Source organism: Aquibium oceanicum, from assembly GCF_001889605.1.
GTDB classification, from domain to species: Bacteria; Pseudomonadota; Alphaproteobacteria; order Rhizobiales; family Rhizobiaceae; genus Aquibium; species Aquibium oceanicum.
This window is the reverse complement of record NZ_CP018171.1, coordinates 3,368,693-3,384,763: the sequence shown is the minus strand read 5'-3', so window position 1 is coordinate 3,384,763 and position 16,071 is coordinate 3,368,693. Positions and strand designations below refer to the sequence as shown.

Annotated in this window: 14 protein-coding genes; 7 read left to right on the top strand and 7 right to left on the bottom strand. The window is 66.2% G+C overall.

The window, feature by feature from the left end; genetic code table 11:
* Positions 1–96: 96 nt before the first annotated feature.
* Positions 97–1,473: a serine hydrolase domain-containing protein gene (locus tag BSQ44_RS16555; protein WP_072606126.1), complete on the top strand. Its 1,377-nt coding sequence runs from the start codon at positions 97–99 to the stop codon at positions 1,471–1,473.
* Positions 1,474–1,476: 3 nt separating this feature from the next.
* Here the strand turns inward: BSQ44_RS16555 and BSQ44_RS16550 are convergent, their stop codons facing one another.
* Both BSQ44_RS16550 and BSQ44_RS16545 read right to left on the bottom strand, forming a co-directional pair.
* Positions 1,477–2,097 carry a class I SAM-dependent methyltransferase gene (locus BSQ44_RS16550; protein ID WP_072608112.1) on the bottom strand — a complete coding sequence of 207 codons (621 nt, stop codon included), beginning with the start codon at positions 2,095–2,097 and terminating at the stop codon, positions 1,477–1,479.
* A gap of 61 nt (positions 2,098–2,158) precedes the next feature.
* Positions 2,159–3,397 carry a BtaA family protein gene (locus BSQ44_RS16545; protein WP_072606124.1) on the bottom strand — a complete coding sequence of 413 codons (1,239 nt, stop codon included), beginning with the start codon at positions 3,395–3,397 and terminating at the stop codon, positions 2,159–2,161.
* A 134-nt stretch (positions 3,398–3,531) separates the two neighbouring features.
* On the opposite strand from BSQ44_RS16545, the gene BSQ44_RS16540 reads away from it, so the two are divergent.
* Entirely contained in the window at positions 3,532–5,322 is a 1,791-nt protein-coding gene (locus BSQ44_RS16540; RefSeq protein WP_072606122.1) for a sugar phosphorylase, read from the top strand.
* Between the two features lie 2 nt (positions 5,323–5,324).
* On the opposite strand, the gene BSQ44_RS26625 is transcribed toward BSQ44_RS16540, so the two are convergent.
* Complete coding sequence (locus BSQ44_RS26625) at positions 5,325–5,489, bottom strand: hypothetical protein (protein ID WP_179948732.1); 165 nt, start codon at positions 5,487–5,489, stop codon at positions 5,325–5,327.
* Positions 5,490–5,587: 98 nt separating this feature from the next.
* Here BSQ44_RS26625 and BSQ44_RS16535 point away from each other — a divergent pair, with 98 nt between their 5' ends.
* A complete protein-coding gene (locus BSQ44_RS16535; RefSeq protein ID WP_072606120.1) occupies positions 5,588–6,862 on the top strand; it encodes an IS256 family transposase in 1,275 nt (424 codons plus the stop codon).
* 3 nt (positions 6,863–6,865) lie between these two features.
* On the opposite strand, the gene BSQ44_RS27280 is transcribed toward BSQ44_RS16535, so the two are convergent.
* From BSQ44_RS27280 to BSQ44_RS16515, 4 genes are all read right to left on the bottom strand, one after another.
* On the bottom strand, positions 6,866–7,981 hold the full coding sequence (locus tag BSQ44_RS27280) for a glycosyltransferase family protein (protein ID WP_072606118.1): 1,116 nt from the start codon (positions 7,979–7,981) through the stop codon (positions 6,866–6,868).
* Positions 7,978–8,781 carry an HAD-IIB family hydrolase gene (locus BSQ44_RS16525; protein ID WP_072606116.1) on the bottom strand — a complete coding sequence of 268 codons (804 nt, stop codon included), beginning with the start codon at positions 8,779–8,781 and terminating at the stop codon, positions 7,978–7,980. The genes BSQ44_RS27280 and BSQ44_RS16525 overlap by 4 nt, the downstream gene beginning before the upstream one ends.
* Before the next feature lie 58 nt (positions 8,782–8,839).
* Positions 8,840–9,382 (bottom strand): cupin domain-containing protein, encoded by a 543-nt coding sequence (locus tag BSQ44_RS16520; RefSeq protein WP_072606114.1) that lies wholly within the window; start codon positions 9,380–9,382, stop codon positions 8,840–8,842.
* 79 nt (positions 9,383–9,461) lie between these two features.
* Positions 9,462–13,115, bottom strand: a complete 3,654-nt coding sequence (locus tag BSQ44_RS16515; RefSeq protein WP_072608111.1) for a hydantoinase B/oxoprolinase family protein — start codon at positions 13,113–13,115, stop codon at positions 9,462–9,464.
* A 110-nt stretch (positions 13,116–13,225) separates the two neighbouring features.
* On the opposite strand from BSQ44_RS16515, the gene BSQ44_RS16510 reads away from it, so the two are divergent.
* From BSQ44_RS16510 to BSQ44_RS16495, 4 genes are all read left to right on the top strand, one after another.
* Complete coding sequence (locus tag BSQ44_RS16510; RefSeq protein WP_072606112.1) at positions 13,226–13,747, top strand: winged helix DNA-binding protein; 522 nt, start codon at positions 13,226–13,228, stop codon at positions 13,745–13,747.
* A gap of 137 nt (positions 13,748–13,884) precedes the next feature.
* Positions 13,885–14,277 carry a hypothetical protein gene (locus tag BSQ44_RS26615; protein ID WP_072606109.1) on the top strand — a complete coding sequence of 131 codons (393 nt, stop codon included), beginning with the start codon at positions 13,885–13,887 and terminating at the stop codon, positions 14,275–14,277.
* Between the two features lie 146 nt (positions 14,278–14,423).
* Positions 14,424–15,146: a J domain-containing protein gene (locus tag BSQ44_RS16500; RefSeq protein ID WP_072606107.1), complete on the top strand. Its 723-nt coding sequence runs from the start codon at positions 14,424–14,426 to the stop codon at positions 15,144–15,146.
* Positions 15,143–15,931, top strand: a complete 789-nt coding sequence (locus BSQ44_RS16495) for an N-acetylmuramoyl-L-alanine amidase (protein ID WP_072606105.1) — start codon at positions 15,143–15,145, stop codon at positions 15,929–15,931. The genes BSQ44_RS16500 and BSQ44_RS16495 overlap by 4 nt, the downstream gene beginning before the upstream one ends.
* Positions 15,932–16,071 lie beyond the last annotated feature (140 nt).

Genomic DNA, 16,071 nt, shown 5'->3' with positions numbered 1-16,071 from the left:
CCGGCTTCCGCCCGAAAGTCCGCCACACCGAAAATGGGCGATGGCGGCGATTTGAAGACCGCAGGGTAACAATAGGGCAGGGGCGGCCAGGTTCAAATGCGTATCGTCATCGGCATCCTGAAGTGGCTGGTCATCCTCGTGGTGCTCGCGGTGGTGGCGGCTGCCGGCTGGCTCTATTTCGCCCCGCCGGACCTGATCCGCGTCGGCACCGGCTACACGGCCAAGATCGTGTGTTCGAACGTCTTCATCGCCGGGCGCGATCCGGAGCAGGTCCTCGCCGTCGACGTGCAGGCGCCGGGACACTGGTTGCTCGGATATATCGACGTCGACGTCGACGTGTCCGAAGGCTCGGTCTCGGCCGCGCTGCTCGGCATCTTCGGCGAGAGCAGGGCGATCGATCGCGCGGGGCTGGGCTGCGCCAGCGTTCCGGCCGGTTCGGTTATCGAAGACATCTCCGCCACGCCCGGCTCGTTGACGGCGCGGCAGTCGCCCTGGCCTCAGGGCGACCTGGTGGAACCCTCCACCGATACCAAGATCGCCGCCATCCTCGACGATGCCGAACTCACCGGAGCCGGCATGCGAGCGGTCGTCGTCGTGCATGACGGGCGCATCGTGGGCGAGCGCTACGGCGAGGGCTTCTCGGCCGCCACGCCGCTTCTCGGCTGGTCGATGACCAAGACGGTGAACGCGGCGATCGTCGGCACGCTGGTGCAGGAAGGGCTGCTCGCGACCGACCAGCAGGAACTCTTCGAGCGCTGGGACGACGAGCGCGCCGCGATCAGCCTCGCCGACATGCTCGGCATGGCGAGCGGGCTGGAGTTCAACGAGGACTACGGCGACGTCACCGACGTGACGCGCATGCTCTATCTCGAACCCGACATGGCGGCCTTCGCCGCGTCGAAGCCACTGACGGCTGAGCCGGGAGCGGCGTTCAACTATTCCAGCGGCACGGCAGTGATGATCTCGCGCATCTGGCAGGACGCGATCGGCGAGCCGCAAAATGCGCTGGACTATCCGCGCGAGGCGCTCTTCGATCCGCTCGGCATGGAAAGCGCGGTGCTCGAGGCGGACGCGTCGGGCACATTCGTCGGCTCGTCCTATCTCTACGCCAGCGCCCGCGACTGGGCGCGGTTCGGCCAGTTCCTGCTGGGGGACGGGGAGTGGGACGGCCGCCAGATCCTGCCCGGCGGCTTCGTCGGCTGGATGCGCCAGCCCGTCGCGGCCTCCGACGGCGAATACGGGCAGGGGCAGCTCTGGCTGCACGGTCCGCGCGGCGGGACGCCTGAGGGCGAGGAATCTGACGCCGGCTTCACGCTGCCGGACGACTCCTTCTGGGCGATTGGCCACGATGGACAGACCATCACCATGATCCCGTCGCAGAACTTGGTCGTGGTGCGGCTGGGGCTGACGCCCTCGAAGCTGGGCTACAAGCCGCAGGCTCTGGTGCAGGCGCTCGTAAAAGCGGTGGAATAGCGATCAGCGCCGCATCACCGCGTGGACGGCATAGCCTCGGAAAAGCGATTCGAAATCGAGGCTTGCGCCGGTCCTTTGCGCTTCCGATTCAAGCAGCTCGCGCAATTCGTCACGCGGGGCGACGTGGAATTTGGTGAGCCACGCGCGCAGGCCGCTGCGGAACCAGCCGGGAAGGCGGTCCTGGCCTCCGAAGTCGACGACGTGGAGCGAGCCGCCGGATGCCAACGCTTCCAGGCCGAGGGCGATCGTCTTCTCCCAGCCGGGGATCATCGACAGCGCGTAGGAGACGAAGATCCGGTCGAAGGAGGCTCTCCCGAAAAGAGCCTGCGCGTCAAAACCGGTCGCGTCGCCGCGCTCCAGCATGACCTTTGCCGACATCCCCTCGCGCTCGACGGCCTTGCGGGCCGAGGTCAGCATCTCGGCCGAGATGTCGAGGCCGAAATAGCGCGCCTGCGGGTATTTTCGCGCGGCGAGCACGATGTTGCGGCCGGTGCCGCAGCCGAGTTCGAGAACCGTGCCGCTCGGCGGTACGTCGAGCCCGGCGATCATCCGGTCGCGGCCGAGCAGGTAGTATTTGCGTGTCGCGTCGTAGAAATGGCGCTGGACCCGGTAGACGCCGTCCATGAGTTCGGCATGGCCGGAGTCGGGGCTCTCGAGGCGTTTCGAGGCGGAGCCGTTCACCGCGCTAGTCCCGTTTCACGTAGAGATGGAAGCCGCCGTAGATCGCCGAGCGGTCGCGTGCCGAAAACTCCGCCGAGGCTTCGGCCTCGTAGCGCCACTGCGACAGGATCGCCTCGGAGACCCGGCCGGGCAGCAAGGTCGGCGCGGCGGCGGTGCGGAAGATGACGCGGGCGCCGGGGGCGGCGGTGCGGGTGATCTCGCTCCACAGGGCCTCCAGCTGCGCGTCCGTCATCCAGTCCTGCGCGTCGAGGAGCACGTAGCGGTCGACCGACGCCTCGGGCTTGCGTGCCAAGAGTTCGACGAAATTGACGTGGTGGACGTTCACGCGCCCCGCATTGCCGCGGATCGTGCCGAAGTTCGCAGCGTCCAGGTAGGGCGGGAGTGTTGCCTCGCCCGGCTTCGGGTAGCGCCGTGCGAAAGCCTGCCAGGCGAAGTAGTTGGAATTCAGCGGGAAATCGCAGGCGAGCTTGCGCACCCGTTCGCGCAGCACGTCCGCCATTGGCTTGTCCCCGGCCAGCGCGTCATATTGCGCCGGCGGAATGCCGAGGCCGAACAGCGACGCCTTCTTCGAGGTCGCCCAGCGGACGAACCGGCTCTCGAACAGCGGTCCGAGCTGCTCGGCGAAGAAAATGCGCTGTGCGCGCAGATCCTTCGCCTCCAGGATCGTAGCCGGATTGACGCCGTGCATCCGGGCGGCGAGATGTCCTGCGCCGATGCACCAGCCGAGCAGACCGGTGCGGTAGAAATCCCGCCCGAAGACCGAGATGCGCCTGCGCCCGCGGATATCGCGCATTTCCCAGTAGCGGCGGGCGGACGCGTCGAGATGCGGCGCGAGGAAGAGGTCGTAGGCCTTAACGTTGTGGACGTTGCCGGCGGCGCCGAAGAAGCGGAAGAAGTCGCCCTGCGAGGGAAGGTGCGTCAGCGCCGCGAGCTTGAGGCGGTTCAAGGCCACGTGCGCGGTGTTCAGATCGACCGCGTCGATGCGGGCCGGCGAGCGCGTGAGGTAGGAAAGCACGTTGCAGCCGCCCGAAGCGATCGTGACCATCCGGTGACCCTCGCCGAGTTGCATGGCCTCCATGTCGACTTCGGGGTCCTCCCATATCTGCGGGTAGACGAGACCGGTGAAGAGGAGGGCGAAGAGCCGCTCCAGGAGACCTTCCCTGGTAAGGGCCTTGTTCTGGTAGACGGCCCGTCCGATGCGCCTGCGCCCGGAAAGGCCGATATCTGCGGAAAGGTCTGTCATGGTCGCGAATCCCGCTGGTGGAGGCTTTCGTCAGCGGGTAGTCGATCGCGATGACAGCGCGGTGACACTTTGCCGGCGCAGCCGATGACGCCGCCAACCTTGCATGTTGCACTGCAATAGGCTGAAATCGGCGGATGGCCGGTTCCGCTTCACGCCCGCTCCCGTCGCGCCCGCTGCTCCAGCGCAAGCTCGAGGCGCATCTGCGCTTCATCTATCCCGAGCGGGACCCGGAAGAACTCACCGCTCAGGTGATCGAGGCGTTTTGGCCCGCCGGAAGCGGCGCCCGGATGCGGCCGACCGCCCGGCGCGCGAGCGCTCCTCCCTGGAGCGAGCGCGACGCGGTGCTCATCACCTACGGCAATTCGCTGATCGACGGCGAGCACCCGCCGCTGACGCTGCTGCACGATTTCCTGAAGGTGCATCTGCGCGGCGCCATCAGCTCCGTGCACGTGCTGCCCTTCTTCCCGTGGACCTCGGACGACGGGTTCTCGGTGGTCGATTACACCAAGGTCAATTCCGACCTCGGATCGTGGGACCATCTGGCGCGGCTCGGCGCCGATTACCGGCTGATGGCCGACCTCGTGCTCAACCACGTCTCCAGCTCCAGCGCCTGGTTCACCCAGTTCCTGCAGGACCAGGAGCCGGGGAGCGGCTATTTCATCGACGTCGACCCGGCGACCGATCTTTCCGCCGTCGTGCGCCCGCGTCCGCATCCGCTGCTTCGGGCGGTCGAGACGCCGTCGGGCGAAAAGCACGTCTGGTGCACCTTCAGCCACGACCAGGTGGATGTAAACTTCGCCAATCCGGACCTGCTGCTCGAGTTCATCCGGATCATGCGCTTCCACATCGACAACGGCGTGCGCACGATCCGCCTCGATGCCGTCGCCTTTGTCTGGAAGGAACTCGGCACCTCGTGCATCCATCATCCGAGGACGCACGAGATCGTGCGCCTGATGCGCACGCTCGCCGACTACGCGCACGAGGCGCTGGTGCTGATCACCGAGACCAACGTCCCCAATTTCGAGAACCTCTCCTACTTCGGCAACCGCAACGAGGCGCACGCGGTCTACAACTTCTCCTTTCCGCCGCTGATGGTGCATGCGCTTCTGACCGGCGATTCGACCTTGCTGAACCGCTGGCAGATGCGCATGCCGCCGGCGCCGATGGGCTGCTTCTTCTTCAACTTCCTCGCCTCGCACGACGGTATCGGGCTGAGGCCGGCGGAGGGCTATCTCGACGACGAGGCGATCGCCTCGATGATCGAGACGATCCGAGGCTTCGGCGGGCTGGTCTCGATGCGCGGGATGGCCGACGGGTCGCAGCGGCCCTACGAGATCAACGTGTCGCTGTTCGATGCTTTGAAGGGAACGGCCGCGGCCGGCGAGGACGGCCTTCAGTTCGAGCGCTTCGTGTGCTCGCAGACGGTGATGATGGCGCTCGAAGGCATACCCGCCTTCTATATCCACAGCCTGCTGGCGACGCCCAATGACCACGACCGGGTCGCCAGGATGGGCCACAACCGCTCGATCAACCGCCACCAGTGGAACTATCCGGAGCTGGAGGAGCGGCTCGCCGACGCGTCCACGGACCAGGCGAAGGTGCTGAAGGAGGTGCTGCGCCGCATCCGCATCCGGGCCGGGCAGCCGGCGTTCCATCCCAACGCCACGCAGTACACCTTGCAGCTCGGCCCGGCGTTGTTCGGCCTGTGGCGCCAGAGCCTCGACCGGGAGCAGTCGATCTTCGCGATCGCCAACGTGACGGCCGAGCCGCAGCCGCTGTCGCTCGTCAGCCTCAATCTCATCGCCGGCGAGGACTGGACCGACCTCGTCTCCGGCCGCCATATCGATGCGCAGGAACTGACTCTTGAACCTTACCAATGCGTCTGGCTGACCAACCGCCCGAAGCGCGCCATGCGGGCGCGATAAGCTCAGTCCTCGCCGCGCGCATCCTTTTCCACCGCCGCCGCGAGGTCGGACAGGATGCCGGGGAAGGCGGCGTTGACGCGTCGCCAGTTGGGGATGAACGGCGTCTCGCTCGGGTTCTCCAGAAAGATCTCGCCGGCCGCGGTGATGTTCCTGGCGAAGAGTTCCACGGGGATGTCCCGGTCGATGTTGAACTTCTGAAGGGTCGGCGTTGCCCGCCTTGAGCCGATAGGCTCGGGGTGTCGAATCCACTTTGGAGAGCAACGCCATGAAGAAAGATATCACATCGATGACGGGTCCCGTCGGCGGGGCTGTAGAGGAAGCGTTCGCGGACGTTCAGCAGAGCTTCGAGCGGCTGTGTCTTGCGGCCGGTATGGAAGCGCTGGGGGCGATGATGGAGGCCGACGTCGAAGCCGCCTGCGGCCCGCGCCATGGTCGAGACGAGAACCGCCATGCCCATCGGTGGGGCAGGACGCGCGGGCGGATTGGTTTCCACGGCGGCAAGGTGGAGGTCGAACGCCCCCGCATTCGAGGCGTCGGTGGCCGGGAGGTGCCCGTCCCGAGCTGGGACCGGGCGACAGCGGAGGACTGGCTCGGCCGCTGGGCGATGAATCTGATGCTGATCAACGTCTCCACCCGACGGTTTGGGCGGGCGGTGCGGCTGCCGGAGGGCGACGTGCCGGCGGGCCCTGGCAGCGGCGTATCGAAATCGGCGGCGTCTCGCCGGTTCGTGGCGCTGTCGGCCGAGAAGTTGAACGCCTTCATGAGCGCCGACCTGTCGAAGCTCGACCTGCTCGTCGTCCAGATCGACGGGCTTCATGTCGACGAGGATCTGGTGCTCGTCGCCGCGATCGGCGTCGATGGCGACGGTCACAAGCATCCGCTGGCGGTGGTCGAGGGCGCCACCGAGAATTCCGCGACTGTCCAGGCGCTGCTGGACAATCTAATCGAGCGAGGGATCGACCCAGCGGTGCCGCGGCTGTTCATAGTGGATGGCGCGAAAGCGCTGTCCAAGGCGATCCGGGCCACCTTCGGCAGGACCGTCGCGATCCAGCGGTGCCAGATCCACAAGGCCCGCAACATCATGGACCGCCTGCCGAAAGAGCTTCACGCCTCGACACGCCGGGTGCTTCGCCAGGCCTGGGAACTTGATGACGCGCAGAAGGCTGAGAAGCTTATCCGCAATCTGGCGCGCCGGCTCGAGCAGGACCGGCCGGGCGTAGCGGCGAGCATTCTGGAGGGGCTCGACGAAATCCTCACCGTCGTCCGGTTGAAGCTGCCCACGGAGCTTCGTCGCTCGCTGGCCTGCACCAACATCGCCGAGAACATGATGGGGACGATCCGACGCGTCACGCGCAACGTGAAGCGGTGGCGAAACGGCAAGATGGCTCTGCGCTGGGTCGCCGCCGGCATGATCGAGGCGGCCAAGGGCTTTCGCAGGCTCAAGGCTCACAAGCAATTGCCGATCCTCAGGGCCGCCCTTCTTGCCCATCAGCGGCGGCTCGCCGAAAAGCCCGTTGCCCCCGTTTCCAGGGCCGCGTAACCTTCATCCTCGGCAATGCCGCTCGCCGAAGTTCAACAAACTTCGGGACATCCCCAGTTCCACCGCCTGCTCCTCCTTGTGCCGGTCGAGCGACAGGCCGTTCATCACCGCGTCGGCGTGATAGCTCTCGATCAGGTCCAGCGCGATGCGGAAATAGGTGGCCTTCACGCTGCGCAAGGTGCCGGCGGAGAAGATGACGCCCTCGGTGGCGAGTTTGCGGAAGACGGCCTTGGTGATGTCTGTCGCCATCCGCGACAGACCCTTCTGCGGGTCGTCCTGCGACAGGTCCTGGTGCTTGTGGTCGTAGGCGTCGGCGATGTCGACCTGGCAGATGGCGCGGGTGGAGGCGTTGCGGCGCAGTTCCGAGAGCACCCCGATCTCCAGTCCCCAGTCGGTCGGGATGCGGATGTCGGGTACGACGCCGATGCGCATGGCGAACTCGCCCGACAGCGGATAGCGGAAGGCCGACAGGTAGTCGATGTAGCTGTGCGGGCCGACCGTCATGTTCAGGGCCTGGAGGAGCGGCGTGACCAGCAATCGGCTGACGCGGCCGTTGATGGTGCCGCCGGCGATGCGCGAATAGTAGCCTTTGGAGAAGACGTAGCGGAACGCCGGGTTGGCCACCGGATAGACCAGCCGGGCGAGCAGGTCGCGCGAATAGGTGGTGATGTCGCAGTCGTGGATGGCGACCACGTCCGCCTGCTGGGCGGCGAGTGCGTATCCCATGCAGTACCAGACGTTGCGCCCCTTGCCGGGCTCGCTCGGAGCGAGACCCGCCTCGGCGAGGCGATCGTCCACGGCGCGCAGGCGCGGACCGTCGTTCCACAGGATGCGGTGGTTCTGCGGCAGGACGGAAAAGAACTCGCGCGCGTGCTCGAACTGCAGCCGGTCCGCGCGGTCGAGGCCGATGATGATCTGCGTCAGGTAGGGAACGCAGGCGAGTTCCTTCAGGATTTCCGGCAGCGCGTCGCCTTCCAGTTCGGAAAACAGCGACGGCAGGATGAGGGTGATCGGGCGATTGCGCGAAAAGGCGAGGAGGTCGCCCTCGAGTTCCTCTATCGGCCGCCGGGTCAGGTTGTGCAGCGTCGTCACCGCGCTGGTCTGGTGGAAATCGCTCATCCTGAAATGCCTCCATGCGCCTGCGGCGCGTATTCCGCGAGGATGCCGAGCATCGCTTCGTTCCATCCCGCCGGACCGGGCAGGGTGGTGCGGCGGATACGGCCCTCGGCCTCGCCGGCGAGCACGGACAGGGGGGCGTGCGCGGGATTGGCGACGACGATGCCGATTTCGGCGGCCTCAAGCATGTCGCGGTCGTTCTCCGCGTCGCCCAGCGCCACGAGGGGGCCGAGGGAGCGGCCGAGCCGGCGTTCCAGTTCGTCGCGGACTTCATGCATTCGCTGCGCCTTCGACGTGTCGCGACCGACGGTGAGGAAGCGACCGCCCTGCACGGCCTTCAGTCCGTGCTTTTGGAGGCAGGCGAGGAATTCTTCGCGCTCGGTGGGCGTGCCGGAAAATATGCCGGGCTCCGAGTGGCGGCGCTGGCGGGCGCGGCCGGCTTGTTCTTTCGTCAGGCCGGTCAAAGAGGCGATCCTGTCTGCGTCCATGTCGCCAAATCCCCGGAACATCTCGCGAAGGCGCGGCGGCATCGCGTCGAGCGCCGTGCGGATGTCGGAATAGTCGTCTCCGGAAGCGGACGTTGCGTCGTCCGCCCAGTCGATGCCCCCGCCGTTTTCCACGATCGCTGGAACGGCGCGGCCGAGCGCCTGCCGGATCGGACCGATTTCGGCCGCCGTCTTGCTCGTCGCCAGCACGAGCGGAACCCCGCGCGCGGAAAGCGCTTCGAGAGCGGGCAGCGCGGCGTCGAAACGATAGGTCTCGTGGTCGAGCAGCGTGCCGTCGAGATCGGTGAAGACGATCATGGATCCGGTCTAGCCGCAGACATGTTGCAGTGCAACAAGAGAAGCCGCGGGTTGCGCGTCAGCCGTCGCGCAGCGCCTTCAGCAGCGGGCCGGCTCCGCCCCACACCGGATCGCTTTCGGGGACGGCCACACTTGCGATCTGACGCAGCATGGCGTCGTCGTAGCCCTCGTCCGCGCGTATGACCGAATAGTCCTCCTGCCTAGGCGGATAGGCGCCGCAGATGGCGAAATCGTCGCTCGCGGAAAGCTGGCGGTGTCCGAAGCCCGGCGGCAGGATGGCGACGTCGCCAGCCTTCACCTCGACTTCCTCACCTTGCGGCCCACCCAGTATCAGCCGCGCCGATCCGCGCGCCACCGCCAGCGCCTCGAAGCAGTCGGGATGGAAGTGATGGAAGTCGAATACCCGCCACGTCCACGTGCCGCCCCAGCCGTTCCCCTCCATCAGTCGGCGCACTGCCGCATCATCCCGCGCGTCGCCGAGCGCGTTCCTGGCGAGAACGGCTGGGAAGCGGTCGTTGTTGGGGACGCTGTCACCGCGCGAAACGGAGAGACGGCGGACGGAGACGGTTTCGGAGGAGGCGGGGGTGAGTTTGTCCGGCACGTATCATCTCCAGCATTCGCGATCCTTGCGCACCAAAGATCGCAGGGGCCGAGACGTTCCAGATGCCGCGGGCTGACTTTCAACCGCGCCCGAATCCCCCCGCAGTCGGCGTCGTGACGATCACCGCCTCCCCGGCCTCGATCACGGTCTGGTCGCAGGCCTTCAGCGTCTCCACCGTGCCGTCCCCGCGCCGGACCTCGGTCTTGCCGACCTGCCCGTCGCCGCCGCCGTCGAGGCCGCGCGGCGGGTGGCCGCGGTGGGAGGAGAGGATGGCGCATTCCATGGTTTCGAGGAAGCGGATGGTGCGGCGGGTGCCGTCGCCCGCATTCCACCTACCCTTGCCGCCGGAGCCCTCGCGGATGTGGAAGTCTTCGAGCAGCACCGGAAAGCGCAGTTCTAGGATTTCCGGGTCGGTCAGGCGCGAATTCGTCATGTGGACGTGGACGCCCGAGGTGCCGGGAAAACCGCGCCCGTCGTTCATGCGTCCGGCCGGGGAGCCCGAGCAGATCGTCTCGTAGTACTGGTAGGTCTCGTTGCCGAAGGTCAGGTTGTTCATCGTGCCCTGGCTGTTGGCGAGCGCCCCCAGTGCTGCGAACAGCGCGTTGGTGACGTGCTGCGATGTCTCGACATTGCCCGCCACGACCGCGGCCGGGTAGGCGGGTCGCAGCATGCAGCCGTCCGGGATGACGATCTCGATCGGCCTCAGGCAGCCGGCGTTCATCGGGATCTGGCCCTCGACCATGACGCGGAACGCGTAGAGCACGGCGGCGCGGGCGACCGGCTCGGGGGCGTTGAAGTTGTTCTTCGTCACGGGCGAGGTGCCGGTGAAATCCACTTTCGCGGAACGCTTTTCGCGGTCGACCGTGATCCGGACCTTGATCACCTGGCCGGTGTCGGTCGGGTATTCGTACTCGGACGCGTCGGGAAGGCGTTCGAGCACCCGGCGCACGCTCTCGGCGGCGTTGTCCTGCACGTGGCCCATATAGGCCTCCACCACGTCGAGCCCGAAATGGGAGACCATCTTGCGCAGTTCGGCCACGCCCTTCTCGTTGGCGGCGATCTGCGCCTTCAGGTCGGCGATGTTCTGGTGCGGGTTGCGCGCAGGGTAGGGGTGATCGGTCAGAAGGTTATGCAGTTCCGCCTCGCGGAAGTGGCCGCGTTCGACGAGACGGAAATTGTCGAACAGCACGCCTTCCTCGTCCACCGTGGTGGCCAGCGGCGTCATGGAGCCGGGCGCGGTGCCGCCGACGTCGGCATGGTGGCCGCGCGAGGCCGCCCAGAAAAGGATCGTTCTGCCTTCGTCGTCGAACACCGGCGTCACCACCGTGATGTCCGGCAGATGCGTTCCGCCATTGTAGGGCGCGTTGAGGGCGAAGACGTCGCCGGGGTGCACGTCGCCGGCATTGAGGCGGATGATGGTCTCCACCGAGCGGTCCATGGAGCCCAGATGCACCGGCATGTGCGGAGCGTTGGCGACCAGCGCGCCGTCGCGGTCGAAGACGGCGCAGGAGAAATCGAGCCGCTCCTTGATGTTGACCGAGTAGGCGGTGTTCTGGAGCGTCACGCCCATCTGCTCGGCGATCGACATGAAGAGGTTGTTGAAGACCTCGAGCATCACCGGATCGGCCTCGGTGCCGACGGCGGCTGTGCGGGCCTTTCGCTCGACACGGCGTAGGAGCACGTGGTCGCGGGCGGTAATTTCCGCCTGCCAGCCAGGTTCGACCACGACGGTCTGGTGGCTCTCGATGACGAGGGCGGGTCCGGAAATGCGCGCGCCGGGGGTCAGGTCCTCGCGGCGGAAGACCCCGGCAGTGCGCCATTCGCCTTCGCAGAAGATGTCGCGGGTTTCACTCGTGTCGGCCGCTCGGTCCTCCACCGGCTGCTCGATCTCGTCGCGGCCGGACTCGCGCATGTCGATGCCCTCGACACTGATCGCCTCGACGATCATCGTCTTGTTCTCGTAGACGAAACCGAACTGCGCCTTGTGCGCGGCCTCGAAGGCCTTCTTGGCATCGGGCACGGAGAAGGCGTCGAAATCGACCGGCAGGGCGGTGTCGGTGCCGTCGTAGCGGACCTGCAGCACGGGTCGCCAGGAAATCTCCTCGTCGGCGATGCCCTGGCGGTGCAGTTCCTCGAAGACCGCCTTGCGCAGGCTTTCGGTGAGGAGCCGGATTTCGTCCAGCGTCGCGTCGGCCAGAGGCTTCAGCAGCGCCTGTTGACGCGAGGCGTAGATGGCGGCGAGCCCGATGCCGTAGGCCGACAGAAGGCCGGAAAAGGGGTGAACGAGCACGGCTTCCATGCCGAGCGCGTCGGCCACCAGGCAGGCGTGCTGGCCGCCGGCGCCGCCGAAGCAGTTCAGGAGATACTCCGTCACGTCGTAGCCGCGCTGGACGGAGATCTTCTTGATGGCGTTGGCCATGTTCTCCACCGCGATGGTGATGAAGCCCTCGGCGACCGCTTCCGGCGAGCGGCCGTCGCCGATCGCTTGCGCCATCTCCTCGAACTTCTTGCGCACCACCTCGCGGTCGAGCGGCTGGTCCTGGTCGGGACCGAAGATCGCCGGGAAGAACTCCGGCTGCAGCTTGCCCAGCATCACGTTGGCGTCGGTGACGGCAAGAGGTCCGCCGCGGCGGTAGCAGGCGGGTCCGGGGTTGGCGCCCGCCGAGTCGGGGCCGGCCTGGAAGCGTCCATCCTCGTAATGCAGCACCGATCCGCCGCCGGCCGCCACCGTGTGGATGCGCATCATCGGGGCGCGGACGCGCACACCGGCTACTTCCGTGTCGAAGGCGCGCTCGTACTCGCCGTCGTAGTGGGCGACGTCGGTCGAAGTGCCGCCCATGTCGAAGCCGATCACCTGCTCGAACCCGGCAAGCCGCGCCGTCTCGACCATGCCGACGACGCCGCCCGCCGGGCCTGACAGCAGCGCATCCTTGCCCTGGAACAGGTCGGCGGCGGTAAGGCCGCCCGACGACATCATGAACATGAGATTTGGCGAGCCGCCTCCCTCTCCTTCAGTGGCGGAGGAAGGCGCCGGCTCCGCTCCCAGTTCAGCCGCCACGCGCTCGACGTAGCGCGACAGGATCGGCGAGAGGTAGGCGTCGACTACGGTGGTATCGCCGCGCCCGACCAGCTTGATCAGCGGCGAGATCTGGTGGCTGACGGAAATCTGGCTGAAGCCGGCGTGATGGCACAGGCTCGCCGCCATCAGTTCGTGATCGGGATAGTTCCAGGAATGCATGAAGACGACGGCCACCGCCTCGATGCCGTCGGCGCGGGCCTGTTCGATCAGCGGCTTCACCTCGTCGAGCTTCGGCATGGTCTCCACCGAGCCGTCGGCGCGCACGCGCTCCTCAACCTCGATGACCCGCTCGTAGAGCTGCTCGGGCAGGATGATCTCCTTGGCGAAGATGTCCGGGCGCGCCTGGTAGGCGATCTTCAGCGCATCGCGGAACCCCTTGGTGATGAGCAGGAGCACCCGGTCGCCCTTGCGCTCCAGCAGGGCGTTGGTCGCCACCGTGGTGCCCATCTTGACGTCGCCGATGCGATGCGAAGGCACCGGTTCGCCGGCCGGCACGCCCAAGAGGTCGCGAATTCCTTGAACGGCGGCATCGCGGTAGGCCTCCGGGTTTTCCGACAGGAGCTTGCGCGGGTGGAGATTGCCTTCCGGGTCGCGGCCGATGATGTCGGTGAAGGTGCCGCCACGGTCCACCCAGAAATCCCATTTCCCGTCCATCGGCCGTTCCCCTGCGATCATGGTTGGAGATTTCCCGTGTCCGGGCTATATGTCAATCAGGTGTAAAACGTCAACATTTTGTCGACGTTTTATCGATGATGGAGGACATAATGGCGAGCGGGAAGAACCCTTTTGGGCCGGTGGTTTCGTCGGCGCACCTGGCCGATGGCGCCATGCCGTCGCTGTCGGAGATGGAGTTCGCCATGACCATTCTCAACAACGCCTTCCAGCGCTGGATGGTACGCTGCATGGGGGCGGCGGGCATTTCCGGTCTCGGGCCGCTCGACGTCCAGATCCTGCACTCCAGCAATCATCGCGGCCGGGAGAAGACGCTTTCGGACCTGTGCATGATGCTGAACATAGAGGATACGCATGTGGTCTCTTATGCCCTCAAGAAGCTGGAAGGCGCGGGACTGATCGAGACCGGCCGGCGGGGCAAGGAAAAGACGGTCAGGGTCACCAAGGCGGGAGCGGAGGCGTGCGCGCAATATCGAGAGGTCCGCGAGGCGCTGCTTGCCGGCAGCGTCAAGGGCCTCCGGTTCGACGACGAGGAGATCAGCCGTATCGCCGCGCTGATGCGCGCGCTGTCGGGCCAGTACGACCAGGCGTCGCGTAGTGCGGCCAGCCTTTGATGCCGTGGACATCTCGACGAGGAAACTGACGCATTGTTACGCAGAGTAAGAGGTATTTGAGGAAACCGGTTCGGCTACAACGCATTCCTTCTCCGACGGCGCGCTCTGAGGTGCGTCACCAAAAGGAGAGAACCGACATGAAAAAGATCATCCTCGCTTCCGTTTCGTCCATCGCCCTCTTGGGCCTCGCCGCCTGCAGCGACACGGACACCACGACCACCGAAAGCATCCAGACCGAGACCGTGGCCCCGGAGGCCGCAAACCCCGACGTGACTGTGGTTCCCGAGAGCGACGCGACGTCGACCGACGACACCACCACGCAGAGCATCGAAGGTGAAGGTGACGCAGACGTGATCATCGTTCCCGACGACGATGCCGCGGCTACGCAGGCCCCGACGGACGACACCACGACGCAGAGCATCCAGTCTGGCGAGGAGACCGACACCACGGTCGATCCGGCCGACGAAACCAAGGTCATGCCCGACGCCGATCAGGTCGAGCCCGCCGACGAGGTGCCGGCGGTTCAGTAAGCCCCAAACGTTCCGCACATGATGGAAAAAGCCGGTTTCGACCGGCTTTTTTCACGTCCGCCTCTACTCGTCGCCAAGTGCGACCGATCGCATCCCGACGCGATCCGGGTCTCGCAATCTTGCGCGAACCGCACTAGACAGAAATCATGTCTATCTGGGCTCGCATCGGCGAACTGGCGTCGCGCATCTCCGCAGGGGCTGCCTCGGGGATAGCCGAGATCCTCGAATCCGTGCGTACGACGTTTGCCGGCGATCCCGAGCTTCGTCGAAAGGTCGCCTTCTCCATCGCGATGATCGCGCTCTCCGCCAAGATGGCGAAGGCCGACGGCATCGTGACGCAGGACGAGGTTCGCGCCTTCCAGGAAATCTTTTCCATGCCGCCCGAACAGGAGCGCAACGTGTCGCGCCTGTACCGGCTCGCCATGAGCGACACGGCTGGATACGAAGCCTATGCCGAGCGGCTCGCCGGCCTGTGCGGATCGGGCCAGCGCGACTGCCAGATGCTGGAGGACATCCTCGACGGCCTCTTCCACATCGCCAAGGCTGACGGCCTCATCCACGAAAAGGAGGTCGATTTCCTGCGTCGCATCGCCGAGATCTTCAACATCAGCGACAGCCATTTCCGCGCGATCCTGGCGCGGCATGCGGTGTTGCAGGAAGGCAGCGATCCCTACGCGATCCTCGGGATCGAACGGGGCACCAGCTTCGAGGCGGTCAAGCGGCGCTATCGCGAACTGGTTACCGAGCATCATCCCGACAAGCTCGTCGCGCGTGGCGTTCCCGAAGAATTCGTCGCCATCGCCAACGACCGCGTCGCAGCCATCAACGCCGCCTACGAGACGATCGAACGGGGTCGCGTGCCGGCATGAGCGGGTTCGCCGCCGATCATCCCGGCGCGGACATTCGGGTCTCTCCCAATTTCGGCCCGCGGGCGGGCAGCATGGGTCCGGACATGATCGTCCTGCACTATACCGGCATGGAAAGCGGGCCGGGCGCGGAAGCCTGGCTGTGCAATCCCGAGAGCGAGGTGTCCTCGCACTATCTCGTCCACGAGGACGGCCGAATCGTCCAGATGGTGCGCGAGAGCGACCGCGCCTGGCATGCTGGCAAGAGTTCCTGGAAGGGAGAGACGGACGTCAACTCGCACTCGGTCGGCATCGAGATCGTCAATTCGGGGCACTTCCTCGGCTATCCCGATTTTCCCGAGGCTCAGATCGCGGCCGTAATCGCGCTTTGCCGCGGCATCTGCGAACGCCACGCCATCGTGCCCGAGCGGGTGCTCGCCCATTCCGACGTGGCGCCCGGCCGGAAGATCGATCCCGGTGAGAAGTTTCCATGGACACGGCTGGCCGAGGCCGGACTGGGCGTGCGTCCGCCGGAGCCGCCGCCGGTATCCGGCCCGTACCTCGCATCGGGTGCGACCGGCGATGCGGTCGAAAGACTTCAGTCGATGCTCGGTCTCTATGGCTACGGCATCGAGATCACCGGCACCTTCGACCGGACGACGCATGTCGCGGTCGACGCTTTCCAGCGCCATTTCCGGCCGGCTCGGGTGGACGGAATCGCCGATGGCGCGACCTTTGCCGTGCTCCACGAACTCGTGCGCGCCAGCTCGCTTGACGTTGCGGAAACCCGCGTCGTTTCAAAGGCTTGATGTAACGAGCGTTCACGAAAGTTGAGCGCTGCGGTCATTCTTGCCGCTCATTTGCCTTTCATCTGCCCGTCCGTTCGCAACCGGACGCGCCTCGGCGTCGTCCGGCCCAGTCGGAAAACCACGCCCGGTCCAGCCGGGCG